General features: G+C 70.8%; 21 protein-coding genes. 9 read left to right on the top strand and 12 right to left on the bottom strand.

All coding sequences use genetic code 11. The features are described 5' to 3' along the window. Position 1: 1 nt before the first annotated feature. The 4 genes from DFR69_RS07710 to DFR69_RS07695 all read left to right on the top strand — a co-directional run bounded on the left by DFR69_RS07710 (position 2) and on the right by DFR69_RS07695 (position 2,924). Positions 2-1,249 (top strand): alpha/beta hydrolase family protein, encoded by a 1,248-nt coding sequence (locus DFR69_RS07710; RefSeq protein WP_110036703.1) that lies wholly within the window; start codon positions 2-4, stop codon positions 1,247-1,249. A 43-nt stretch (positions 1,250-1,292) separates the two neighbouring features. Next, positions 1,293-1,565: a type II toxin-antitoxin system Phd/YefM family antitoxin gene (locus tag DFR69_RS07705; protein WP_110036702.1), complete on the top strand. Its 273-nt coding sequence runs from the start codon at positions 1,293-1,295 to the stop codon at positions 1,563-1,565. Next, positions 1,562-1,966: a type II toxin-antitoxin system VapC family toxin gene (locus DFR69_RS07700; RefSeq protein ID WP_110036903.1), complete on the top strand. Its 405-nt coding sequence runs from the start codon at positions 1,562-1,564 to the stop codon at positions 1,964-1,966. Before DFR69_RS07705 ends, DFR69_RS07700 begins: the two co-directional genes overlap by 4 nt. Positions 1,967-2,108: 142 nt before the next feature. Then, the gene (locus tag DFR69_RS07695; RefSeq protein ID WP_167456184.1) at positions 2,109-2,924 is read left to right on the top strand and encodes a CPBP family intramembrane glutamic endopeptidase; all 816 of its coding nucleotides are present in this window, start codon (positions 2,109-2,111) and stop codon (positions 2,922-2,924) included. Between the two features lie 34 nt (positions 2,925-2,958). On the opposite strand, the gene DFR69_RS07690 is transcribed toward DFR69_RS07695, so the two are convergent. The 9 genes from DFR69_RS07690 to DFR69_RS07650 all read right to left on the bottom strand — a co-directional run bounded on the left by DFR69_RS07690 (position 2,959) and on the right by DFR69_RS07650 (position 15,075). Next, positions 2,959-4,593 (bottom strand): dipeptide ABC transporter ATP-binding protein, encoded by a 1,635-nt coding sequence (locus tag DFR69_RS07690; protein ID WP_110036700.1) that lies wholly within the window; start codon positions 4,591-4,593, stop codon positions 2,959-2,961. Next, the gene (locus DFR69_RS07685) at positions 4,590-5,450 is read right to left on the bottom strand and encodes an ABC transporter permease (protein ID WP_110036699.1); all 861 of its coding nucleotides are present in this window, start codon (positions 5,448-5,450) and stop codon (positions 4,590-4,592) included. The genes DFR69_RS07690 and DFR69_RS07685 overlap by 4 nt, the downstream gene beginning before the upstream one ends. After that, on the bottom strand, positions 5,447-6,472 hold the full coding sequence (locus DFR69_RS07680; RefSeq protein WP_208643925.1) for an ABC transporter permease: 1,026 nt from the start codon (positions 6,470-6,472) through the stop codon (positions 5,447-5,449). The genes DFR69_RS07685 and DFR69_RS07680 overlap by 4 nt, the downstream gene beginning before the upstream one ends. Before the next feature lie 153 nt (positions 6,473-6,625). After that, positions 6,626-8,260, bottom strand: a complete 1,635-nt coding sequence (locus DFR69_RS07675; RefSeq protein ID WP_110036697.1) for an ABC transporter substrate-binding protein — start codon at positions 8,258-8,260, stop codon at positions 6,626-6,628. Next, complete coding sequence (locus tag DFR69_RS07670; protein WP_167456183.1) at positions 8,260-10,194, bottom strand: acetyl/propionyl/methylcrotonyl-CoA carboxylase subunit alpha; 1,935 nt, start codon at positions 10,192-10,194, stop codon at positions 8,260-8,262. The genes DFR69_RS07675 and DFR69_RS07670 overlap by 1 nt, the downstream gene beginning before the upstream one ends. Next, positions 10,191-11,756 carry an acyl-CoA carboxylase subunit beta gene (locus tag DFR69_RS07665; protein WP_110036695.1) on the bottom strand — a complete coding sequence of 522 codons (1,566 nt, stop codon included), beginning with the start codon at positions 11,754-11,756 and terminating at the stop codon, positions 10,191-10,193. Before DFR69_RS07665 ends, DFR69_RS07670 begins: the two co-directional genes overlap by 4 nt. Next, positions 11,753-12,982, bottom strand: a complete 1,230-nt coding sequence (locus DFR69_RS07660) for an aminotransferase class I/II-fold pyridoxal phosphate-dependent enzyme (RefSeq protein ID WP_110036694.1) — start codon at positions 12,980-12,982, stop codon at positions 11,753-11,755. Before DFR69_RS07660 ends, DFR69_RS07665 begins: the two co-directional genes overlap by 4 nt. Before the next feature lie 29 nt (positions 12,983-13,011). After that, complete coding sequence (locus DFR69_RS07655) at positions 13,012-14,196, bottom strand: MFS transporter (protein WP_110036693.1); 1,185 nt, start codon at positions 14,194-14,196, stop codon at positions 13,012-13,014. A 135-nt stretch (positions 14,197-14,331) separates the two neighbouring features. Next, a complete protein-coding gene (locus DFR69_RS07650; protein WP_208643923.1) occupies positions 14,332-15,075 on the bottom strand; it encodes a TetR/AcrR family transcriptional regulator in 744 nt (247 codons plus the stop codon). A gap of 106 nt (positions 15,076-15,181) precedes the next feature. Between DFR69_RS07650 and DFR69_RS07645 the strand changes: the two genes are divergently transcribed. Then, on the top strand, positions 15,182-16,372 hold the full coding sequence (locus tag DFR69_RS07645; RefSeq protein WP_110036692.1) for a DUF418 domain-containing protein: 1,191 nt from the start codon (positions 15,182-15,184) through the stop codon (positions 16,370-16,372). Between the two features lie 64 nt (positions 16,373-16,436). Then, on the top strand, positions 16,437-18,488 hold the full coding sequence (locus tag DFR69_RS07640) for a thioredoxin domain-containing protein (RefSeq protein WP_244198138.1): 2,052 nt from the start codon (positions 16,437-16,439) through the stop codon (positions 18,486-18,488). Between the two features lie 69 nt (positions 18,489-18,557). On the opposite strand, the gene DFR69_RS07635 is transcribed toward DFR69_RS07640, so the two are convergent. Further along, positions 18,558-20,123 (bottom strand): adenylate/guanylate cyclase domain-containing protein, encoded by a 1,566-nt coding sequence (locus DFR69_RS07635; RefSeq protein WP_244198137.1) that lies wholly within the window; start codon positions 20,121-20,123, stop codon positions 18,558-18,560. Positions 20,124-20,160: 37 nt separating this feature from the next. Continuing rightward, positions 20,161-20,838 (bottom strand): PAQR family membrane homeostasis protein TrhA, encoded by a 678-nt coding sequence (gene trhA / locus DFR69_RS07630; RefSeq protein ID WP_244198136.1) that lies wholly within the window; start codon positions 20,836-20,838, stop codon positions 20,161-20,163. 82 nt (positions 20,839-20,920) lie between these two features. On the opposite strand from trhA, the gene DFR69_RS07625 reads away from it, so the two are divergent. The 3 genes from DFR69_RS07625 to DFR69_RS07615 all read left to right on the top strand — a co-directional run bounded on the left by DFR69_RS07625 (position 20,921) and on the right by DFR69_RS07615 (position 23,491). Beyond that, on the top strand, positions 20,921-21,700 hold the full coding sequence (locus tag DFR69_RS07625; protein ID WP_110036690.1) for an isoprenyl transferase: 780 nt from the start codon (positions 20,921-20,923) through the stop codon (positions 21,698-21,700). Next, the gene (locus tag DFR69_RS07620) at positions 21,700-22,296 is read left to right on the top strand and encodes a hypothetical protein (RefSeq protein ID WP_110036689.1); all 597 of its coding nucleotides are present in this window, start codon (positions 21,700-21,702) and stop codon (positions 22,294-22,296) included. Before DFR69_RS07625 ends, DFR69_RS07620 begins: the two co-directional genes overlap by 1 nt. A gap of 79 nt (positions 22,297-22,375) precedes the next feature. Continuing rightward, positions 22,376-23,491, top strand: a complete 1,116-nt coding sequence (locus DFR69_RS07615) for a hypothetical protein (protein WP_146229217.1) — start codon at positions 22,376-22,378, stop codon at positions 23,489-23,491. Here the strand turns inward: DFR69_RS07615 and coaA are convergent. Beyond that, positions 23,488-24,420 carry a type I pantothenate kinase gene (coaA, locus tag DFR69_RS07610; protein ID WP_110036687.1) on the bottom strand — a complete coding sequence of 311 codons (933 nt, stop codon included), beginning with the start codon at positions 24,418-24,420 and terminating at the stop codon, positions 23,488-23,490. The two genes, DFR69_RS07615 and coaA, sit on opposite strands and share 4 nt — an antisense overlap. Positions 24,421-24,439 lie beyond the last annotated feature (19 nt).

Below are 24,439 nucleotides of genomic sequence, written 5' to 3'. Positions count from 1 at the left end.
CATGTTCCTCACGAAGACGTCACGTTCCGCCGTTCTCGGTGCCGCGGCGCTGCTCACCGCCGGTTCCCTCCTGCTCGGGTGCTCCTCCACCGACACCGTCGCGGCGCCGCAGGCGCCGGCCGGACTCGACTTCTACACACCCCAGGCTGAGACCGTCCCGGGCGAACACGGTTCGGTGATCTGGTCGCGTCCGCTCACCGGCATCCCCGGACTCGCGAACGCCGACAACCACCTGGTGCTGTACCGCTCGGTCGACCCGAAGGGGGAGAGCGTCGCGGTGTCGGGCGTGGTCGCCGTGCCGCGCGGCGAGGCGCCCGCCGGTGGCTGGCCACTCATCTCCTGGGCCCACGGAACCACCGGCATCGCCGACGCCTGCGCCCCGTCGCGCGACACCGACGAGAGTTACCCCGCGCATGCCTACATCGCGCGCACCCGGGTGGTCCAGCAGCGTCTGCTCGACGCCGGATACGCCGTCGCCATGACCGACTACCAGGGCCTGGGCACGCCGGGTCGGCACAGCTATCTCATCGGCGAAGCGCAGGCGCGAGCCGTCACCGACATCGCGCGCGCAGCGCGTGAACTCGCGCCGAGCATCAGCACCCGCTGGGCCACCATCGGTCATTCCCAGGGCGGCCAGGCCGCGATCTTCACCAATGCGATCGGGCCGACCTGGGCTCCGGAGCTGCAACTGGTCGGCGCGGCCGCGCTGGCTCCCGCCAACAACAACGGGTCGCGCCTGGCACTGCTTCGCGCCGCCGCGGAACTCGGCCCCGCCGCCGACGCGCCAGAACGGCGGGCAGCGCTGCCGTTCGCCCCGCTGGTGATCGCGGGCGCCGAGACCGCGGGCGGATTCGATCCCGCCGCCTTCCTGACTCCCCATGCGGTCGACAAGCTGAAGCTCGTCGACGACAACTGCATTCCGGCCCTGTCCACCCGTGAGCAGTGGACCGGCATCGGTGTGCACGAGGTGGTCGAGCCCACGGGTGACCTCTCCGGTATCCGCGCCGTCCTCGACGCAAACGAGCCGACCGCCGTCCGCTCCGGCCTGCCGTTGCTGGTTATCCAGGGCAGGCGCGACGTCATCGTGGTCCCCGAGGGCACCGACGCCATGGTCGCCCAGCTCCGCGCCGCAGGCACGCCGGTGGACTACCGGACCGACGAATACGCCGACGCCGACCATCGCGCAATCCTGGAATCCGGCCTGGACACCCTTCTCACCTGGACCGACACCCACTTCGGCCGCGCCTGATGCGAGTGTAGCCCGCTGTAGCACAGCGGGCTACACTCGGTCTATGAGGCAGATCAGTCAACGGGAGCTGCGGAACAACTCGGCGGCGGTCATGGACGCGGTGGAAGCGGGTGAGACCATCCGGGTGACCCGCAACGGCGTCGAGATCGCGGAAGTGCGGCCTGTCAGCCGTCGCCGGCGCCGGAGCGCGGAAGAACTGGTCGCCCGGCATCGCGCCCTGCCGCGAGTGGACTACGCGGTGATGCGACAGGAAGCCGACGACTTCTTCGGATCCGAGGACAGAATTGGTGACGAGGACCCGTGGGGCGGCCGATGAGCGTCAGGCATCCGGCGGGCGTGCTCGACACGTGCACCTATCTCGACCTCGGCTCGCTCGATCCGGGCGCCCTGCCGGAAACTCCCGAGATCACCGCGATCACGCTCGCCGAGCTGAACCAGGGCGTCGCGATGGCGAAGGACCCTGTGCGCCGGGCGGAGCGATCGGAGCAACTCGGCGCCGCGATCGTCGAGTTCGACCCACTGCCCTTCGACGAAGCCGCGGCGACTCGATACGGCACTCTGGTCGCGTTGACGCTGGCCGCGAAGCGGGATCCGCGCCCTCGACGGATGGACCTGCTCATCGCCGCGATCGCCTCGGCCAACTCCCTCCCGCTCTACACCCGCAACGCCGCCGACTTCAAGGGGCTGGAAAGCATGCTCGAGGTCGTCGCTCTCTGAGAGTGTCCGCATTCGGGGTGGGGCGTGCGGCGTCGCGGCCGAACAGTGCCGTCGGAATGATCGACCTGCCGGGTGGGGTACAACGCCATAGCGAGACCGCAGAGTGATGTGCGCCAGATGCTCGCGCGGCAAGGTTGGACGGGTGAGTTCCGCCGACATCGACCTCGCCGCGTCCGACCGAGCCGCCGCGGTGCGGGCCCCGGCGGCCGCGCGGGTGTGGCTCGCACTCGGCGTCTATGTGCTGTCAACCCTGGCTGCTTCGGGGATTCTCCTCGCGGTGCAGCGGCCTTCCGGGATCGATCCGGCGGCGTTGTCGCTGGTGCAGTTCGGGCCGGCGGTCGGGGCGCTGGTTACGTGGCTGATGTTTCGGCGGACTGTGGTCCGGGTGCTTCCCACGGCGGTTTCTCGGCGGTGGGTGGGGGTGAACCTCGCGGGGATCGTCGCGGTGTGCGTGGCCTATTGGCTGTTGATCACGGGGGCGGCGGTCGTCTCGGGTACGGCCATCGTCGGGCCGGCGGCGGTTGGGGGCGTGCCGTTCGTGGTGTTCGTGGTGTTGCAGTTCGTCGGGGCCGGTGGTGAGGAGGTCGGGTGGCGGGGTGTGATGCAGCCGATGCTCGAGTCTCGAATGGCGAAGGCCGCGGCGGTGTCGGTGACCGGGGTGACCTGGGCGCTGTGGCACGTGCAGGCTTTCACCGCGGGGGCGGTGGTCACTGTCTGCTTCTTCGTCGCGACGATGGCGTTCGCCGTGGTGCTCGGTTATCTGGGCACCGGCAGCTGCTGGCAGCGGGTGCTGGTCGCGGCGGTCGGGCATGGGCTGATCAATGTCGCCGGGTATCTGCTGGCGGGTGACAGCACGCTGGACCGGCCACAGATCGTGTTCGTCGCCGTGGCCGCCGTCCTGGTCGCCGCGGGCTCGATGGGGATCCGGGCGCTGGGGCGTTCGCGGCCCAGCGCGTGAACCAGCGCCGAAGCACCGGATTCTGCCGGGCCGATCACGCACCGTCGACCGGCTCCGGCAGGCGCGGGACCGACGCGACGAGGCGTCGGGTGTAGTCGTGCTGCGGCGCACGCAGTACCGATTCCACGTCGCCGGATTCGACGACGCGACCGTCTTTCATCACCAGGACCCGGTCGGCCAGGTGCTGGACGACGCCCAGGTCGTGGGAGATGAGCAGCAGGGCGGTGCCGAAGTCGGCGCGCAGGTCGGCGAGCAGGTCGAGGATCTGGGCCTGGACCGAGACGTCGAGGGCGGAGACCGGTTCGTCGGCGACGAGCAGCGCGGGGCTCGGGGCCAGCGCGCGGGCGATGGCGACGCGTTGACGTTGGCCGCCGGACAGGGTGCGGGGGTGCCGGTCGAGGACCTCGCGGGCGAGGCCGACCGCGTCGAGGCTCTCCCGCACCCGTCTCGCTCGGGCGGTGCCACGCACATCGACGGTGTCGAGGCTCTCGCCGATCACCCGCTCGACGGTGTAGCGCGGATCGAACGAGCTGAGTGGGTCCTGCGCGATCAGCTGCGCCGCACCCCGCAGGGGCCGCAACTCCCGCTCGGAGAGTTCGCTCCACGGCTTGCCGTCGACGAGTACGCGACCGGATGTCGGCGCCACCAACCGCAGCGCCAGCCGCGCGGTGGTGGTTTTGCCCGACCCGGATTCGCCGACGATGCCGAGGGTCTCACCCGCGAACAGATCGAAGTCGACGCCGTCGACCACCGTCCGCGCGGCCTGACCCGATCCGTAGGTCTTGCGCAGATCCCGCACCGAGAGCACCACATGACTCGCGTCGACAGAGCGCGGGGGCAGGGGCCGACGCTCCGCCGAGGGCGGTTCGCCGGCGACAGAGAGCCGGGATCCCCGTGACGCGGCCGACGGCACCGCCGCGAGCAGCTTCTTCGTGTACGGATGCGTCGGCTGGGTGAGCACGTCGAGGGTGCGGCCCTGTTCGACCACCTCGCCCGCGCGCATCACCAGCACCCGATCGGCCACCTCGGCGACCACCGCGAGATCATGGCTGATCAGCAGCAGCGCGGTACCTGCGGCTTTGCGGGCGCGCAGCAGCTCCAGGATCTGTTGCTGCACAGTGACATCGAGCGCCGTGGTCGGCTCGTCGGCGATGATCAGGTCGGGGTCGCCCGCGATCGCCGTCGCGATGAGGACGCGTTGACGGAGTCCGCCGGACAGTTCGTGGGGGTATTGGCGCAAGCGGCGTTCCGGCTCGGGAACCCCGACGGCGGTGAGCAATTCGACGCTGCGCGCGGTGCTCGCCCGCCCGGTCACCGCGCGCTGAACCTCGGCCAGCTGCGCGCCGACCGAGCCGAGCGGGTCGAGGGAGACGAGCGCGTCCTGGAGCACGAATCCGATGGCGCTGCCGCGGATCCGGCGCCACTGTCGTTCCCGATGAGCGCGCGCGTCCTGGCCGAACAGGTCGAACGTGTCGGCACTGACGCGCGCACCCGCGCCTGCCAGCCCGACCAGCGTGCGCGCCGTCACCGACTTGCCCGAGCCCGACTCGCCGACCAGGGCGACCGCCTCGCCCGGCTCGATTCGCAGATCGACGCCGTGAACCACCTCGCGCGCACCGTCTTTCGACGGAAACCCGATCCGCAGATTCTCGATCGCGAGCAGACTCATGCCGCGGGCCTTCCGTCGTAGTGCCGTTGCCAATGCCGTCCCAGCGAGCTCACCGCGATCACCGTCGCCGTCACCGCCACACCGGGCAGGACGCCGATCCACCAGGCATTGCGCAGATAGTTGCGGCCCTCGGCGAGCATGGCGCCCCATTCCGGTTCCGGCGGTTGCGGTCCCATGCCGAGAAAGCTCAGGCCCGCCGCGCCGAGGATGGCGGTGCCGAGGCCGATGGTGGCCAGGATGGGGACCTGCGCCACCGCGTGGGGCAGGACGTGCCGCCACACCAGCGTCGCCCTGGTGAGCCCGAAAGTCCGTGCCTGCTCCACATATCCGGATTCCTGCACGACGAGCGTCTGCGCCCGCACCACCCGCGCGAACCGGGGGATCGAGGCGATGCCGAGCGCGACGATCAGGTTCGCGGTGCCGGGTCCGGTGAACGAGATCAGCACCAGCGCCAGCAGCAGGTCGGGAAACGAGGAGACCACGTCGAGGAACCGGGTGATCAGCTCGTCGAGCCGCCCGCGCGCCAACCCGGCCAGCAGCCCGAGGACGGAGCCGGCCACCACCGCGATGGCGACCGCCGTGACGCCGATGAGCAGCGAATACCGCGCTCCGTGCACGACGCGGCTGAATACGTCGCGCCCGAGATGATCGGTGCCGAACCAGTGCTGTGCACTCGGCGGGAGCTGGGCGGTGAGTGGATCGGCCGCGAGCGGGTCGCTCCCGGCGAGCACGCCCGGCGCGGCCACCGCGAGCGCGACGAGTCCGATCGTCAACGCGGCGATCACGACACCGGGCGCGACGCCGAAACCGTTCGCCTGGTCGGCGACCCGCGCTCGCAGCGAAAGAGCCGCCGTCATGACGCACCTCCGGAGATCTGCCCGCCTCCCGCGGAGTCGCGGCGCAGCCGGGGATCGAGGACCAGGTACAGCAGGTCGACGGCGGTACTGATCACCACGTAGACGAAGGCCGACAGGATCGCTACGGCCAGCACCACCGGAAGATCCTGGGCCAGTACCGCTTCCACGGTGACGCGGCCCAGCCCGGGGCGGCCGAACACCTCCTCGATGATCACCGCCCCGCCGAGCAGTCCGCCGACGAGCCAGCCCGTCAGGGTGACGGCGGGCAGGGCGGCGTGGCGCAAGCCGTGCCGCACCCGCAGCTGGGTCTCGCTCACCGACCAGGAGCGCACCGTCACCGCGAACGGCTCGTCGAGGGCTCGCTCGAGCCCGTCGCGCAGCACCTGCGAGATCACCGCGCCGAGCGAGAGGCCGAGTGCGAGCGCGGGCAGCACCAGGGCGGCGAGTCCCTTGTTCGCCGCCACCGGGAAGATCTTCAGCTGGAAGCTGAACAGCGAGAGCAGCACGATGCCGAGCCAGAACGCGGGCGTCGAAACCAGGGCCAGCTCAACGGCATTGGCGACGGACCGCGCTCGGCGCCGCCGCGCGGTGGTCGTCGCCACCACGACGGCGAACACCAGCGCCACGACCAGCGCGGCACCGGTGAGCGCGAGCGTCGGACCGGCCTGCGAGCCGATGACCTCCGCCACCGGTCGCTGCAACACATACGACCGCCCGAAATCGCCCTGCGCCACGTGCCACAGGTAGCGGAAATACTGCACGATCGCCGGGCTGTCGAGCCCCCATTCGGCGCGGATGGCGGCCTCCACCTCCGGCGTGCGCGGCTGCTCGCCGAGCAGCACGTCGACTGTGTCACCCGGCGCCAGCCGCACGCCGAGAAACGACAGCGTGATCGCGCCCCACAGCACACCGATTCCCGTGAGCACACGCAGCGCGATCCGGCCGACGGTGCCGGCCCGCGCACCACGCACGGCGGTGTCTACCGGTGCCGTCGCCTCCTGCGCCAGCGCTTCGGCCGTCACGACCGCACCGATCCCGTACATCCGCCCGCGGCAGACCTCGCCCCGGTGGCCCGGCCACCGCGGCGGCGGACCCCGTCGACGCAGCGTCCATAGCCGGACCTTCGCGCCCGGCCGCACACTGGCACGAGCCCGGTCCGCCGACGGGAAAGCCCCTTATCCACGATCGACCCAGATGTCGTAGGCGTTCTCCGGAAGCTGCTTGTACGGCCGGTACCCCGCGCCGTACACGTGGGCGCCGGTCGCGATCTGGTTCTCGGGGATGTAGAGCGGCAGACCGTACGCCTTGTCGACGAGCGCGAACCGCTGCAGCTGCCCGTACTGCTTGGCCCGCTCGGCGTTGTCGGTGGTCGAGGCGGCGGCCTTCAGCCACGCGGACAGTTCGGGATCGGTCGCGCGGCTGTAGTTGAGCGTGCCGAGCGGGGTCGGCGGGTACCAGTGGTTCTCGATGTCGATGCCGCCAGTGATGGTGTCGGAGTTGGCGATCGCGCCGAAGGCGTTCTTCTTGCGCAGTTCGCTGTAGGTGCCCAGGTCGACGTAGGACAGCTTCAGGTCGATGCCCGCGTTCTGCTTGGCCTGCGCCTGCACGGCCTGCAACAGCACCTCGCGCTGGTCGCGCAGCGTCGACTGCGCCTGCACCAGTTCGATGGTCAGCCGCTGACCGTCCTTGGTCCGGTAGCCGTCGGCGTCCTTCGCGGTCCAGCCCGCCTCGTCGAGCAGCCGGTTGGCCGTCGCCTTGTCGGCGCCGTAGGCGCCCTCGACGCTCTTGTCGTAGAACAGCGTGTCGACGCTGGAGGCGATGCCCCAGCCGCGGGTGCGCTGGCCGCGGTAGATCGACTCCAGCACGGCATTCACGTCGACGGAGTTGTTGAGCGCCTTGCGGACTCGCTCATCGGTGGTCGGCCCGAAGGTCGAGTTCCAATACAGCGTGTACGGGCTGCCGTTGTTCAGCGCGGTCGCATAGGTGAAGTCGGGGTTGTCGCGGAACAGCGAGGCGTCGTTGCCGGACACGCCCTCGATCAGGTCGACCTGACCGGAGGTGAGCGCGCCGGTGCGCACCGACGACTCGGGCAGGAACCGGTAGGTCACCTCGTCGAGGTAGGCGGGCCCCTGGTGCTTGGCGTTCTGGGGCGCCCAGTTGTAGTCCGGGTTCTTGCGGAAGTGCAGTTCCTGACCCTTCACATAGCGGTCGAGGATGAACGGTCCGGTGCCCGCGATCTCCGGGCCGCCGGCCTTGAGCTGCGGCTTGTCCCACGCGGCCGGGGAGATGATGGGGAAGCCGGCGGCGAAGTCGAGGAACGGAGCGTACGGGTCCTTCAGGGTGAACACCACGGTGCGCTCGTCGCGGGCGGTCACCGCGGCCAGGTGCGACAGCGGTCCGGCGGACCAGCCGCCGGAGTACGACACGTCCTGCATCGTGGTGAAGTTGCGCGCCACGGCGCTCGCGGTGAGCGGCGAGCCGTCCGTGAACTTCACGCCCTCGCGCAGCGAGAAGGTGTAGGTGAGCCCGTCGGGGGAGATCTCGTGGCCGGTCGCCAGCCACGAGACGAAGCCGCCGTCGGTGGTGCGCGCCAGCAGCGACTCGAAGACGTTGCGCAGCATCAGGTGGGTGTTGCTCTGCCCGTTGAGGTGGGGGTTGAGCGTGGTCGGCTCGGTCTCCACACCCCAGGTCAGCGAACCGCCGCTGACGGGTTGCGCGGAGTCGCGTGCGGCGGTGTCGGTTCCGCCGCATGCGGTCACCAGCACGGCCGTCGCCGCGACCAGTGCTGTCAGTAGTCGGCGTGTCCGCATCACAGCGCGGCGCCCCTCTCCTCGATGAGAAACAATGGTTGATCCGTGGTGACCACCGCGCCTTCCGCGGCGTTCACCGTGACGATTCCGGCGTGCGAGGCCGTGAGTTCGTGCTCGAGCTTCATGGCCTCCACCACGCCGAGCAGCTGTCCTTCCTCGACCGGTGCGCCCGACTCGACATGCAGCCGGACGAGCGTTCCCGGCATGGGCGAACGGATTTCGGGTCCGGCCGCCGCGCCGCCCAGTGCGCGGTACTCGGCGTAGCGCACCTCCCGGGTGACGCCCGCGACCTGACATTCCCAGCCGGCGCCCCGCCTGCGGACCACGGCGGGGAGCGTGTCGACGGTGACGGTCTCGCCGTCGATCAGCACGCGGTGCGCCTGATCATCGGACGGCACCCGCACCAGCACGTCGTCGCCGTCGTAGCCGCGCACCCGCACGGTGAACGGTCGCCCGTCGACGGTCAGGTCGAGGCCGCCGAGATCGCCGTCGTCGGGATCGAGCCAGCTCCGGTCGCCGGTGGGCGCGCCGGGCGACCAGGGCGTCGCCGGGTCCGGCGCGCTGAGCAGGCCGCCGACGGCGAGCGCCGCGATCTCGTCCGGGTCACCGAATTCGGTGACGGGGTCGATCCGATCGAGGTAGGCCGTGTCGTGTTCGGCCGCGGCGACGATCGGCGCCGCGAGCACGCGCGCGGCGAAGCCGAGATTGGTCGAGATGCCGTTCCAGCGCAGGTCCAGGCTCGCCTGTCGCGCGGCGGCCAGCGCCTCGTCCCTGGTGGCGCCGGTCGCGACGAGCTTGGCGATCATCGGGTCGAAACCGCCTGTCACCCGGAGCTTTCGGGTGAAGGCCCGCTCGACGCGCACGGCGGGCCAGTGCGTCACCTCGAGGTCGCCGGGGCACGGCAGGAACGAGCGGAACGGGTCCTCGGCGTACATCCGCACCTGCACCGAGGCGCCGGTGTGGCCGATCTGGTCCTGCCGGGCGGGCAGCGGCTCGCCCGCCGCCACCCGCAGCTGCCATTCCACCAGGTCGACGCCGGTGATCTCCTCGGTGACCGTGTGCTCCACCTGCAGGCGGGTGTTCATCTCGATGAAGAAGAACTCCTCGCCGATCAGCAGGAATTCGAAGGTGCCCGCACCCACGTACTGCAGGGCCTTCGTGCCCTGGACCGCCGCGGCGAACATGGCCGCGCGCACCTGCTCGGCGATGCGTGGGGCGGGAGCCTCCTCGATCACCTTCTGGTGCCTGCGCTGCAGCGAGCAGTCGCGGTCGAAAAGATGGACGGCGCCGCCGAATTCGTCACCGAACACCTGCACCTCGATGTGGCGCGCGTGCTCCACATAGCGTTCCAGGTGCAGGCGGCCGTCGGCGAAGGCGGCGATCGCGGTGCGCGAGGCCGAGGCGAGTGCTTCGCGTAAGCCGTTGGGAGAGTACAGCACCGACATGCCTTTGCCGCCGCCGCCCCCTGCGGGCTTCACGATCAGCGGGTAGCCGATGTCGGCCGCCGAGGCGACCAGCGCGTCGACGTCGGCACTGGCGTGCGTGGTGCCGGGCAGCACGGGCACGCCGGCCTCGGCCATCACCCGCCGGGCCGAGGCCTTGTCGGCCATGGACTCGATCACGCGGGAACTCGGCCCGACGAAGACCAGACCCGCCGCCCGAACAGCTCGGGCGAACTCGGCATTCTCGGACAGGAATCCGTAGCCGGGATGAACGGCGTCGCAGCCGGTTTCGATGGCCGCGCGAATCAGCGCCGCCGCGTCGAGGTGGCCGCCGGTGGGCAGCTCCACGGTCGACACCGCTGCGGCGTGATAGGTGAGGTCGCGGTCCTCGGCCACGGTCACCGTCACGTACTCGATGCCGAGCCGGTCGCAGGTGCGTGCGATCCGGGCGGCGACCTCGCCCCGGTTCGCGATGAGCAGACGCGCGATCACAGCCGGAACACCCCGAACTTCGCTGCCGCAGGGGCGGTCCGGTCCCAGCGTTCGTGCGACAGCGACAGGCAGCGAGCCAGCCAATCGCGCGTGTCCTCCGGTTCGACGACCGCGTCGATCCACATGCGCGCGGCGATGTAGGTGGGCAGCGACTGGCGTTCGAAGCTGTCGATGATCGGCTGCTTGATGGCGGCCTCGGCGGCGGGGCTGAGTTCCTTGCCCTCGCGGCGCAGCCGGTCGCGCTTGAGGATCGCCATCACCGCGGCCGCCTGCTCGCCGCCGACCCCGGTGGAGCGGGCATTGGGCCACATCGCCATGAACTGCCCGCCCATCGACCGCCCTGACATCGCGAAATTGGCGGCTCCGAAGCTGCCGCCGATCACCAGCGAGATCTTGGGCACGCTCGCGCAGGAGACGGCGTTGACCATCTTCGCCCCGTGCTTGGCGATCCCGGCCCGCTCGTACTCCTCGCCGACCATGAACCCACTCACGTTGTGCACGAACAACAGGGGGATGCGTCGCTGATCGCAGATCTGGATGAAGTTGGTGGCCTTGAGCGCGCTGTCGGGGAAGATCACGCCTTGATTGGCGATGATCCCCACCTCGTATCCGGCGATCCGCGCGGTGGCGCACACGATGGTGATGCCGTAGTCGCGGCGGTACTCGACCCAGGAGCCCGCGTCGACGACGCAGCGCAGGATCGCCCGGACGTCCATCTCCTTCTTGGTGCTCGTCGGGATCAGGCTGGGCAGGCGGGCCGGATCGTCGGCGGGTTCGAGGGCGGCGAACGCGGGCGGCCGGACCGCGTCGCCCGGGGTGCGGGCGACGATGTCGCGCACCATGGCCAGCGCCTCTTCCTCGTTGACCGCGAGATGATCGGCCACCGCGGTCTCGCGCACGTGCAGGTCGGCGCCGCCGAGGGTCTGCGCGTCGACGCGCACGCCGGTCGCGGCCTCCACCAGCTGCGGGCCGCCGAGGAACACGGTGCTCAGGCCCTGCACCATCACGGTCTCGTCGCTCATCGCCGGGATGTAGGCCCCGCCGGCGGTGCAGATGCCGAGCACCGCCGAGATCTGCGGCAGGCCCATCGCCGACATCTCCGCGATGTTGCGGAACATCTTCCCGAGGTGTTCCTCGTCCGGGAAGATCTCCTCCTGCAGCGGCAGATAGATGCCGCCCGAATCGGCGAGATACACACAGGGCAAGCGGTATTCGCGCGCCAGCTTCTGTCCGCGCAACTGCTTCTTGATGGTGAGCGGATAGTAGGTGCCGCCCTTGACGTGCGGGTCGTTGGCGAAGATCATGCACGGCCTGCCGTGGATGGAGCCGATGCCGACGACCAGCGCCGCGGCGGGCAGATCGGTGTCGTACACCTCGTGCGCGGCCAGCCTGCCGATCTCCAGGAACGGCGTGCCCGGGTCGAGCACCCGGTCGACCCGCTCGCGCACGGACAGCTTCGTGTCGTCGGGCCGACGACGTGAGGTGACGATCCCGGCCGTGTGCTCGCGCAGCAGCGTGCGCTGGGCCTCGAAGCCCAGGGTGTTCTCGATGGTGACGGTCATACCGGCAGCTCCTCGCGGTGCGCGGCCAGGCTCGCGGCGAGGGTGTCGGCGAACCGGCGGATGGTGTCGGGATCGAGGTCGGCGCGCAGCATCAGGCGCAGGCCCGCGCTGCCGCGGCGGATGATCGGGAAGAAGATGGGGGAGGTGTAGAACCCGGCGTCGAGCATGTCGCGCGCCACCGCCACGGTGACGTCCTCGCGGCCGAGCTCGACGAACCGGATGGGCAGCCCGTCCCCGGCCAGCTCCGTGTCGACGAGTGCGTCGAACAGCCGGACCCGCTCGCGCAGATCGGCCTGCAGCCGGTCGACGGTGCCGTCGTCGTGCAGGTCGCACGCGGCGACGATCGCGCCGAGGCCCGCGGTGTTCACCCGCTGTGACCACATCAGCGGACCACTGGTGCGCAGCAGGGTGGCCTTGCGGGAGTCGTCGTCGGCCGCGCCGAAGAAGATCACGCCGCCGCTGGCGCCGAAGCCCTTGTTGAGCGAGGCGATCACGAGCGTGCGCTCGCGCCAGCCCTCGTAGGCGCCGAGCACGTAGCCCCGCCCTCCCCGGCCGAGGGTCGAGATGCCGTGCGCCTCATCGAAATACAGGAACAGGCCGTAGGTGTCCTGGAGCCGGTGCAGTTCGGCCAGCGGCGCGCCGCCGCCCGTGCTGTAGACGCCGTCGGCGACGTAGGCGACCACGGGGTGCTCGCGGCACAACGCTTCGAGCGCCTCGATGTCGTTGTGCGCGATGGTGACCAGCTCGGTCTCGTCGGCCACCAGCGGCTTCATCGCGTTCAGGCAGAAGTGCGCGTTCTTGTCGAACACCATCAGCGGCGCCTTGCCGTCGGTGAGCTCGCCGGAGGCGAGCAGCGGCAGAGTCGCCCAGGCGGCCGCCGCACAGGACGACACGGTGACGGCGCTGGCGCCGAAGGTCCGCGTCAGCCGCTGTTCGGCCTCCTCCAGCAGGCTGAGCCGGATACGCATGCGGGAGATGGAGGAATTGAGGGTCGCGGTCTCGTCGAGGCCGCGGTGCGCGCCGGCGACGATGCGCGGATCGCTGTCGAGGCCGAGGTAGGAGTACGAGGAGAAGTTGACGATGGCGCGGCCGTCGCGGTCGTGCACCGTGCCGTCACGCATGTCGGTCGCGACGATGTCGACCAGGCCGTGCGCGGTGCTGTCGTCCCAGAAGGTGTTACTCGTGTGCAGCTGCCTACGGATATTGGCGAAGTGATGACTGACCACTGGCGTTGTTCCTTTGCTGGCGAGGTACGTCAGGGAGTGGATTCGGGGGCCCGCACGAGCGCGACGTTCACGGCGGCGAGCAGGGTGAGGACGAGCGACCAGGCGAGCAGCCCGGACAGCGCGGGCCCGGCCAGCGAGGCGATGCCCGCCAGGCCCTGCTGGATCAGCGCGCACCAGGAGACCGCGATCGCGGCGCCCGCGGTGAGATGGCTCACGGCGTGCGCGGCGCTGTTGGGGAACAGCGTCGCCTGCCCGAAGGTCGTGGTGACGTATCCGGCCAGGAACAGCGGCAGCGCCAGCGCCTTCGGCAGCTCGACCACCCAGGCGGCGGCGATCAGCGCGCAGCCGGCCACCATGATCCAGGCGCCGTGGCGCATCATCGCCTGGGCGCCCACCCGCCGCACCGAGCGGCGCACATAGGTCGCGCCGCCGAGGTACGCGGCGCCGTAGAGCACCCCGAACAGGCCGAAGACCCAGGGCGGTAACGCGAACACGCCGGCGAACACGAACGCGGACTTCTGCTGGATCAGCACCACGATCGCGAAGCCGATCCCGCCTGCCACCGCGCTGGTGCGGAACACCCGGTCACCGAGGAAACGCCGGGCCGGGATCCGCTGCGCCGGTGGTGGTTTCGGCAGCGAGATGCGCAGCGCGAACAGCACCGGGATCGCGGCGAGCACGGCCAGTACGGCGAAGCCGTACCGCCAGCCGACCGTCGAGGTGACGATGCCGCCGATCACCTGCCCGCCGCCGAGCGCGACGACGAAGGCCATCGACAACAGCGCGAGCTGGCGCGCGAGGTCGGCGCCGGTGAAGAGGTCCTTGACCATCACCCGTCCGATCACCGCGATGCCGCCGGCGCCGATGGCCTGCGCCACGCGCAGCCCGAGCAGCTCCGGCGCGTTCGTGATGAACGCCAGGGCCGCGCTGGCCAGCACGAACACGGCGCCCGCCGCGACGAACGCGGGGACCCGCCCGAACCGCTCGGCGGCCCTGCCCCAGGCGACGACCGGCAGCGCGGCGAACACCACGAACACCGCCACCGACAGCTGTAAGACGCCTTCGTCGGCGCCGATGTCCGCACCGAGCGCGGGCATGCCGGGCAGGTAGATCGTTGTCGCCATCTGCGCGGCCACCACGGCGCCGCACGCGGCGGTGACGACGGCCCGCTGCGTCGCTGTCGACGCCACGGCGGTCTCCTGTCCCACGGTCACTGCGCCCCCTCAGCTGAACCGCGCCACGGTGCGGCGCGTGTATTCCGGGTTACAGATATACGGACCGGAGACAGCGCCGGACATGGTTGCGATCACGCTGATTTCGCGTGCGACAAGACTTTTCGGGATGCGGTACTACGCGGTGGCGGCGATCTCGGCGGCGACGCCGTTGAGGATGAGGTCCAGGCCGAAGACGTAGTCGGCGTCGTCCGGGACATCCGGCGTGTGGAACACCGGGGCGGCGAGGAGCTGGGCGACCTCGGGGAAGCGCTGCGGATCGACCAGCTCGGCCAGCGCCCTGCCGTAGTTCGCGTTGACCTGCGCCTCGTCCAGGCCGGAGCCCAGCCTGGCGTCGGTCAGCTGCTGGGTGAGCAGACTCGATTGCCGCACATGCATGCTCACCAGCATCACGATGCCCAGCTTGGTGCCCCAGTCCAGGCCGGTCGCCGCCAGGGTGCGCAGCCCGGCGTCGAGCCAGCCGATCGCGTGCGGTCCGCGTGGCGGTCCGGTGATCGGCAACTGCGGGACCCAGGGATGCTCGGCGAAGCCCGCCCTGAGCGCGTCGGCCCATCGGCGCAGCCCTTCGCGCCACCGGCCGGGTTCGGTGGCGAGGTCCGGCGCCGGGCCGAGCGCCAGGTCCGACATCAGCTCGAACAGTTCGTTCTTCGAGCCCACATAGCGGTAGAGCGCCATCTTCGTGAAGCCGAGGGCGGCGGCGACTTTGGGCAGGGTGACTTCGTCGAGTCCGGCTCGGTCGGCCAGGTCGACGGCCGTGCGGACGACGGTGTCGACGTCGAGTTCGGCGGGTCGGCCGAGCCGGGTCGCGGCCGGAACCCGCCAGAGCCTGCCCAGGTCGGTGGGCACCTCGTCGGCCGTCACGGTCACTCCCTCCTCGCGGTTCGGCGAATACTATCGCCTGCATTAGTATCCTCGAGATAGTATCCAATGGATAGTAATTGTTATCGCAGGTGGAGAAGGCAACGGCATGACTGATCAACTGGTGGTTCCAGGATCTCGGGTGCACGACGTGGACGCCCTGCGCGGCTTCGCGTTGCTCGGGATCTTCCTCGTCAACATCACCTTCATGGCCTCGGGATATCCGGGGAACCTGGTGACCGACCCGGCCTACGCCTCGACCGTCGACGACATCGTGCGCGGGGTGTCGTCGGTCCTGGTCGACATGAAGTTCTACGTGCTGTTCTCGTTCCTGTTCGGCTACAGCTTCACCCTGCAGATGACCTCCGCCGCCGCGGCCGGGGCCGCCTTCGCGCCGCGCATGCTGCGGCGCGTCGCCGGGCTGTTCGTGCTCGGCGCGCTGCACATCGTGTTCCTCTACGGCGGCGACATCCTGACCACCTACGCGCTGGCCTGCCTGGTGCTGTTCTGGATGCGCGGCTGCCGCGACCGCACCGCCTTGCGGGTGGCCGCCGCGCTGTACGGCGTCGTGGTGCTGAGTCTGGTGCTGAGCGGGTTGTTCCTCGACGCGTCGGCCGTGCTGCCCTCGGCCGAGGAAGCGCGGGCCAACGCCGAGCGGTCCACCGCGGCGATGCTCGGCGGTTGGGGTGAGGTCATCGGCCACAATCTCGGCGGCCTCGGCCTGCTGATCCTGCAGGCCGTCAGCATGCAGGGGCCGACCGCGCTCGCGATGTTCCTGCTCGGCATGGTCGCCGGACGCAGACGGCTGCTGGCCGGCGTCACCGGCGATGAGCCGATCCTTCGCCGGATCCAGTGGATCGGCTTCCCGGTCGGCCTCACGGGTGGGCTGCTGTACACCTTCGGCGGCGGCAACGGGCACTCGCTCGCCGTCGCCGCCGGCGTGGCCACCGCGCCACTGCTCGCCGCCGCGTACGTCGCCACACTGCTGCGCCTCATGCACAGCCCGCGCACGTCCTGGCTGCGCTCGGCGCTCGCCCCGGCGGGACGCATGGCCCTGACCAACTACCTGGGCCAGTCCGCGATCGGTCTGCTGATCTTCACCGGCGTCGGATTCGCCGCGGCGGGCCGCATGTCGCCGGGCCAGACCATGCTGGTGGCGGTGCTCGTCTTCCTCGCACAGCTGTGCGCGAGCGCGTGGTGGCTGCGCCGGTTCCGCTACGGCCCAGCGGAGTGGCTCCTGCGCTGGGTGACGATCGGCCACCCGCCCGCGTGGCGGGCAGCGGCGGATCGGGTCGGCTGAATCCCTTCGGCGCGCGGTGCATGGGGTGTCGCAGTGGTCTCGCGGGTTGTGGCACGCTGGCAGCGTGAACCGGTTGGGTAGCGCGACTTCACCGTATCTGCGTCAGCACGCCGACAACCCGGTGCATTGGCGGGAATGGGACGCCGATGCGCTGGCCGAGGCGGCCGCGCGGGATGTGCCGATTCTGCTCTCGGTCGGGTACGCGTCGTGTCACTGGTGCCACGTGATGGCGCACGAGTCGTTCGAGGACGCCGCGACCGCCGAGCAGATGAACGCCGGATTCGTGTGCGTGAAGGTCGACCGGGAGGAACGGCCCGACCTGGACGCGGTGTACATGAACGCGACCGTCGCCATGACCGGGCAGGGCGGCTGGCCGATGACGTGCTTCCTCACCCCCGACGGCGCCCCGTTCTACTGCGGCACCTACTACCCGAAGCAGCCGCGCGGCGGGATGCCCTCGTTCACCCAGCTGCTGAGCGCGATCACCGACACCTGGACCACCCGGCGCGCGGACGTCGACCAGGCCGCCGTCCAGGTCACCGAGGCGCTGCGCGGACAGGCCACCGGCCTGCCCGACGCCGAATTCGCCGTGGTACCAGAGCTTCTCGAACGAGCGGTCCTGGCGATCGCCGCCGACGAGGACCGCGGGCACGGCGGTTTCGGCGGCGCGCCGAAGTTCCCGCCCTCGGCCATGCTGGAGGGGCTGCTGCGGCACTGGGAGCGCACCGGCGACCAAGCCGTGTTCGACCTGGTGGAGCGCACCGCGGAGGCGATGGCCCGCGGCGGCATCTACGACCAGCTGCGTGGCGGCTTCGCCCGCTACTCCGTCGACGCGGGCTGGCTGATCCCGCACTTCGAGAAGATGCTCTACGACAACGCCCTGCTGCTGCGCGCCTACGCGCACCTGGCCCGGCGCGTGCCCGCGACGCCACTGGAATCGTTGCCGCACAGGGTCTCTCGCGAGACCGTCGAATTCCTGCTCGCCGACCTGGCGACGGCCGAGGGCGCGTTCGCCTCGGCGCTCGACGCCGACACCCAGCTCGAACCGGGCGGCCCCGGCGTCGAGGGCGCCACCTACGTGTGGACGCCCGCCGAGCTCGTCGGCGATCTCGGCCCGCTCGACGGGGTCTGGGCCGCCGAGGCTTTCGGCGTCAGCACCGGTGGCAACTTCGAACAGGGCACCTCGGTGCTCACCCGCCGCAGCGACCCGGTCGACGTCGAACAGTCGGCCCGGTTCGATCGGCTGCGCACTCGGCTGCGGGAGCTGCGTGACCAGCGTCCGCAGCCCGCCCGCGACGACAAGGTGGTCACCGCCTGGAACGGCATGGCGATCACCGCCCTCGCCGAAGCCGGTGCGGCACTGGAGGAACCGTCGTGGGTGGCGGCCGCCGTGCGCTGCGCCCGGTTCCTGCTCGACGTCCACCTGGTCGACGGACGCCTGCGCCGCGCCTCCCTCGACGGCGTGGCCGGTGCCCCGCCCGGGGTGCTCGAGGACTACGCCTGGCTCGCCACCGGCCTGCTCGCGCTGTACCAGGCCACCGGCGAGGCCGACTGGCTCGCCGCCGCCCAGGTGTTGCTGGACAGCGTGATCGAGCACTTCGCCGATCCCGAACGGCCGGGCAGCTGGTTCGACACCGCCGACGACGCCGAGACCCTGGTGGCCCGCCCGCGCGACCCGATCGACGGCGCCACCCCGGCCGGCTCCTCCGCCCTGGCCGAGGCCCTGCTCACCGCCTCCGCCGTGGCCGAGACCGACCGCGCCGTCCACTACCGCGAACTCGCCGACCAGACCCTCGCCCGCGGCGCCGTCCTGCTCGCCCGCGCCCCGCGCACGGCCGGTCACTGGCTCGCGGTCGCCGAAGCCTCGGTCCGCGGCCCGCTCCAGGTGGCCATCACCGCCACCGAGAAGTCCTCTGCCGCCACCGAACTCCTCGCCACCGCCCGCACCAACGCCCCGGGCGGCGCCATCGTCCTCGCGGGCCCCCCGAACACCGCCCCGCTGCTGACCGACCGCCCCCTGGTCGGCGACGCCCCCGCCGCCTATGTCTGTCGAGGCTCGGTCTGCGACCTCCCGGTCACCGACCCCGCCGCCCTCGCCATCGCCCTGCGCGGCTGACCCGCACGTCGTCCGCGGCCGCGCGGACGGATCAGCGCCCTGCTCCGACGGCCCGCGCGTAGACGGCCGTCAGCGCTCGCGGCCCGGTCTGATATCTGTCCAGGTTCGGGTGCGGCCGGGGATGCCGCGCAGGCGCAGGTCCTTGTGGCGCTGCCAGTGGGCGCGTTCGGAGGCGGTCGCCGCCTGGATGACCGAGTCGCTCACCAGGACTCGGCGCGGCACCTCCTTGGCGACCGTGGTCAGGCGGGCGGCCTCGTTGACGGCGTCGCCGATGACGGTGAATTCCAGGCGGGTGTCGGCGCCGACGTCGCCGGCGAAGACCTGGCCGCGGGCGACGCCGATGCCGACGTCGAGTTCGCCGGTGGCGACCACCTCGTCGCGGATGCGGCGCGCGGCGCGCAGGGCGGGGGTGGCGTCGTCGGCCAGCCGCGACGGGGCGCCGAAGATGCACAGGGCGGCGTCGCCTGCGAACTTGTTGACCAGGCCGCCGTTGTCCTCGGTGGCCGCGACCACGGTCGCCAGCAGGCGGTTCAGCTTGTGCACGAACTGGTCCGGCGCCATCTCGGCCGACAGCTGCACCGACCCGGTGACGTCGACGAACAGCGCCGACACGATCCGCACGTCGCCGGTGAGGTCGCTGCCGCCCGAGAGCGCGCGCTCGGCCACGGTCGAGCCGACATGCCTGCCGAACACGTCCTCGGTGTGCGCCTGCTCGCGCAGGGTCGCCGCGAGCTCGTTGACCGAATGTTCCAGCCGCCCGATCTCACTCGCGCTGCCGACCGGCACGCGCACGTCGAGCTCGCCGCGGGTGATTCGTTCCAGCGCCCGGTACATCGTGCGCATGGGCGTCGCGACCGAGCGGGCCAGCAGGGCCGTGGCGAGCGCGCCGACGGCCAGGGCGACGATCGAGAAGATCCAGGCCGCGCGTACCCGGTCCTCGGCGGGCGTGGCCCGGTCGCTGAGGACGACGATGATGATCAGTCCGGGCAGCGCCGCGGACACCGCCCAGGTGACCAGCACGCGCACGAGCACGGTGGCGGTCGGATGCACGGTGGGCCCGAGGACCGCGGTGATGATCGGGACGGCGGGCCGGATGAGCCGGTCCAGGATCAGGTAGGTGGTGCCCGCCGATTCGAGGGCGCCGAGGGCGAATCCGGCGATCACCACCGCGTCGTTGTCGTAGTCGGTGAACCGGTCGACCAACCACACCGTCAGCGCGATGCCGGGAATCCACAGCACGATCGCGCGCAGGGTGATGGCGGCGGGCAGGCCGAGCAGCCTGCGCGCCTCCTCGGTCGTCGGTTTGCGTCCGGCGTCGAGCCAGCCCAGATAGCGTCGCCGGTCGTAGATGGCCATGGCGATGCCGAGGCCGACGGCGAAGGCCGGATAGATGCCGAGCAGCGACGCGGCTTCGCGCCAGTTCGGGCCGACCCGGCCGAAGACGCCGTCGGCCCAGGCGACGAGGAAGATGGCGCCGAGCCCGATCAGGTTGGCGGTGATGACCACCAGGGCGAGTCCCCAATAGCTGCGCAGCGCCCAGCGGAGCAGCGCGTTCACCGCGCGCGCCCCGACCACCGGCAGGGAGGCGCCGTGGTATCGCTGGCCGCGCTGACAGGTGACACGAATATCGAGCATAGAAGGCCGTACCGACGCCGCCGCGCGCACGCGCCGGTCAACCGAGCAGCACGAACCAGATCGCGATGTAGTGGCAGACCGCGGCGACCACCGTCGCCGCGTGGAAGAACTCGTGGTGGCCGAAGTGCTCGGGCCACGGATTGGGCCACTTCGTCGCGTAGAGAACGGCGCCGACGCTGTAGATGACGCCGCCCACCGCGAGCAGAACCATCGGCCACACCCCGACATTGCGCAGCAGTTCGGGCGCGACCGGCACGATCGCCCAGCCGAGCAGCAGATAGAGCGGAACGCCCACCCAGCGCGGCGCGGTCGGCCACAGCATCTTCAGCGCCACCCCGGCCAGCGCGCCCGTCCACACCACGATCAGCAGCGTGCGGCCGGTCGAACCGGGAAGGCCGAGCAGCGCGAAGGGCGTATAGCTGCCCGCGATGAACAGGAAGATCATCGAGTGGTCCGCCCGCTTCATCCGCACCCTGGCGCGCACGCTCCGCCAGGTCACCCGGTGATACACGGCACTGATCCCGAACAGGGCGATCACCGACACCCCGTACACCAGCGTCGACCAGCCCGCGGTCGCCGATTCCGAGAACCCCACGCCGACGAGCACCGCCACCGCCACGGCGGCGACCCCGACTGCCCAGGTGTGGATCCAGCCACGGAACCGCGGCTTCCCCAGGCCGACAGCCTCGCCGATCCCCACGGTGACAGCGTCCACGAAACCCTCCAATGTCAGAACCTACGGTACCGTAGGTTACGCCCCCAACGTTACGTCGGTCGGACCGCGCTAGGGTGCGTGGGTGGAGTTCTTTGGTCGGGTGCGTGGACTGCCGTATCGCATCTACGAAGCCAGACTGTCCAAGCAGCTGGCCGACAAGCAGCATCCCCGCCATGTGGCGGTGATGTGTGACGGCAATCGCCGCTGGGCGCGCGAGAACGGCTTCACCGACGTCAGCCACGGCCACCGGGTCGGCGCGCTGAAGATCGCCGAACTGGTCGGCTGGTGCGCCGACGCCGGCATCGACATGGTGACCGTCTACCTGCTCTCCACCGAGAACCTGCGCCGCGATCCCGACGAGCTCGAGACCCTGTTCGAAGTCATCACCGACGTGGTGGAGGAACTGTCGGCGCCCGAGCAGAACTGGAGCGTGCGGATCGTCGGCTCGCTGGCCGGCTTCCCGGAGCTGATCGCCAAGCGGCTGCGCACGGCGGCCGAGCGGACCAGCGGCCGCGACGGCGTGCACGTGAACGTGGCGGTCGGCTACGGCGGCAGGCAGGAGATCACCGACGCGGTGCGTTCCCTGGTGCGCCAGGAGATCGCCGCGGGCGAGTCGGGTGAGGACCTGGTGCAGTCGATCACCGTCGACGCGATCGGCCAGCACCTCTACACCTCCGGTCAGCCCGATCCCGATCTCGTGATCAGAACCTCTGGTGAGCAACGGCTTTCGGGCTTCCTGCTGTGGCAGAGCGCTTACTCTGAGATCTGGTTCACCGAGGCGTATTGGCCGGAGTTCCGGCGCGTCGACTTCCTGCGCGCACTGCGCGACTACGCCGCACGGCACCGCCGTTTCGGCGTGTGATGTCACCGGGCTCGCGTACTCTGCGGGCAGTGCAGCCCGATCAGTCTTCTTACATCAGCTACGAGGAATTCGGCAGGCGTTTCCTGGAATACGCCGTATCCGAGCAGCGGATCGCCGAGGCTTTCGGTGAACTCACCGGCGCCGCTTTCGATTTCGGCCCGATCGGGGTCGGCCCCGGTCGCCTGGCGAAGGTGACCGCGCAGGTCGAGCTGGGGCAGCCACGCATACTGCGCTTCGTCGACGCCTACATCTCCTTCGAGCTCACCATTCCGTTGCACGTCGATCTGGTGGTCGACCTGGCGGTGGACCGGTCGCGGTTCCAGGTGGACGGCACCGTGCACCTGCACCTCACCGCGCGCACCGCCGACCCGCTGCGCGTGGTCATCGACATCGCCGAACCGCGCCCGAGCGACGTGCGGGTGAACGTCGCCAGCGCGACCAAGCGCGGCCAGTTGCTGCGCGTGCTGGCGAGTGTCGACCACGAGATCCGCCGCTTCGTGGCCCGCTACATCGCCCAGGAGATCAGGAAGCCGGAGATCGCGGCGGTCCGCAACATCGACGTGGCGACCAGGTTGGACGCGGCCTGGAAGTTGTAGGTGAGTCGCCGCGATCGCGGCCGCACGCGCAGTAGGCTGCTGCGCGAGACGAGCCCGACGACACGTGCAGGGGTGAGCTGTGGGAGTTGCGATCGAGCCGGGGCGGGGCAGACGCGCGGTGTTCGCCGCACTCGGCGCGGTGTTGCTGGTCGCGGGATGCGGCGCCGACCCGACCGCGCTGCCCGCGATGACACCGGCCGCGCAGCCGGACGCCGCGGGTGCCGTGTTCGCCTACCGCACCGCCGGTGAGCTGGCCGTGGTGCGCGGCGCCGAGACCGTCCGCGCGCCCGGCAGTTTCGGCTACTCCTCGGCGGCGGTGAACTTCACCGGCGACGGCCGGTACGCGTTCGCGGTCGAGACCGACTCCAAGACCCTGGTGGCGCTGCGGGTCAGCGACGGCGCGGTGACGCGCACCGAATGCGATTGCGCCGACGCGGTGGCCCTGCGCGACGCGGTGGTCGCCTGGTGGCGCGAGCCGGGCCAGATCATGACGATCGATCTGGCGGGCACCACGCCCGCGGAACCACGCCGCGAGGTCGACCTGCCGGAATCGCCGACCCCGCGCTCCGGCGGTGGCTGGGACGGCGCCCGGCTGGTCGCGGCCACCGACGAGTACCTGCTGCTGGCCCGGGTCGAGTCACGGGGGCTGTGGTGGGAGAAGACGCACCTGTACGCGATCGGCGAGGACGTCATCCTGCCGCTGGGCCGGGTACCCGGGCTCGACGCCGAACTGTCCGCGGCCGCCGGACCCGACGGGCACACCTTCGTGCTCGCGGGCTCGACCGCGCGCAGCGCCTCCTGCGGGACCGGACATGTCGCGTCGATCGACGTCCGCACCAACGCCGTCACCGAACTGCCCGCGCTGCCGGGCGAATGCTCGGTCGCCTACAGCCCGCGCTGGGGCGCGGACGGCACCATCACCGTCACCACCAGGAAGTGGGCCGATCAGCCCGGCGCGGCCGGCGCGGTCGACCGGTTGCAGTCGGCGGCGCAGGGCTGGGCGCCGGTCGGTGAGCAGCCGGTCGTCGACATGCTGCCCCGGGTGCGCGAATCGCTCGTCCAGGTCGTCGCCGGTGATCCGGCCGACGCCCGCGACACCCCGCGCGGCGTCCTCGTGGTCGAGAAGGACGGCACCCGAACGGAATTGGCCACCCAGGTGGTCTCCCTCGGCGCCCCGGTGGCGCGCGCCGGTTAGAGCTTGCGCAGGCGCAGCCGGTTGATGGTGTGGTCGGAGTCCTTGCGCAGCACCAGGGTCGCGCGCGGGCGCGTCGGCAGGATGTTCTCCACCAGGTTGGGCCGGTTGGTGGAGTTCCAGATGTCGCGCGCGGCCGCCGTGGCCTGCTCGTCGTTGAGCGCGGAGTAGTGGTGGAAGTGCGCCTCTGGGTCGGCGAAGCCGGTCTTGCGCAGCGCGAGAAAGCGCTGCACGTACCAGTTCTCGATGTCCTCGATCCTGGCGTCGACGTAGATGGAGAAGTCGAACAGGTCCGACACCATCAGCCGCGGACCGGTCTGCAGCACGTTGAGGCCCTCGACGATGAGGATGTCGGGCTGGCGCACGCAGTGCTTCTCGTCGGGCACGATGTCGTAGGAGATGTGCGAATACACCGGCGCGCACACCTCTTCGGCGCCCGACTTCACCTCGGTGACGAAGCGCAGCAGTTTGCGCCGGTCGTAGCTCTCCGGAAAACCCTTGCGGTGCATGATGCCGCGGCGGGTGAGCTCGGCGGTGGGGTAGAGGAAGCCGTCGGTGGTCACCAGATCGACCCGCGGATGGTGATCCCAGCGGGCCAGCAGCGCCTGCAGCACGCGCGCGGTGGTCGACTTGCCGACCGCCACGCTGCCCGCCACGCCGATCACGAACGGCACCTGCTTGTCCGGGTGCTTTTCCCCGAGGAAGGTCGCGGTGGCGGCGAAGAGCCGCTGCCGCGCGGCTACCTGGAGGTGGATGAGCCGGGCGAGCGGCAGGTAGACCTCGGCGACCTCCTCGAGATCGATCTGCTCGCCGAGACCGCGCAGTCCGGTGAGTTCCTCCTCGGTCAGGACCAGGGGAGTCGACTTGCGCAGGGTGCGCCACTGCTTCCGGTCGAACTCCACATACGGGCTCGGCTCGCTCATCCGTGCCACTTACCCGACGCTCCGTCCG

It is taken from the genome of Nocardia neocaledoniensis (assembly GCF_003182135.1).
In the GTDB taxonomy this organism is placed as follows: Bacteria; Actinomycetota; Actinomycetes; order Mycobacteriales; family Mycobacteriaceae; genus Nocardia; species Nocardia neocaledoniensis.
The sequence above is the reverse complement of the archived record's forward strand: the minus strand, read 5'-3'. Positions and strand labels throughout refer to the sequence as shown.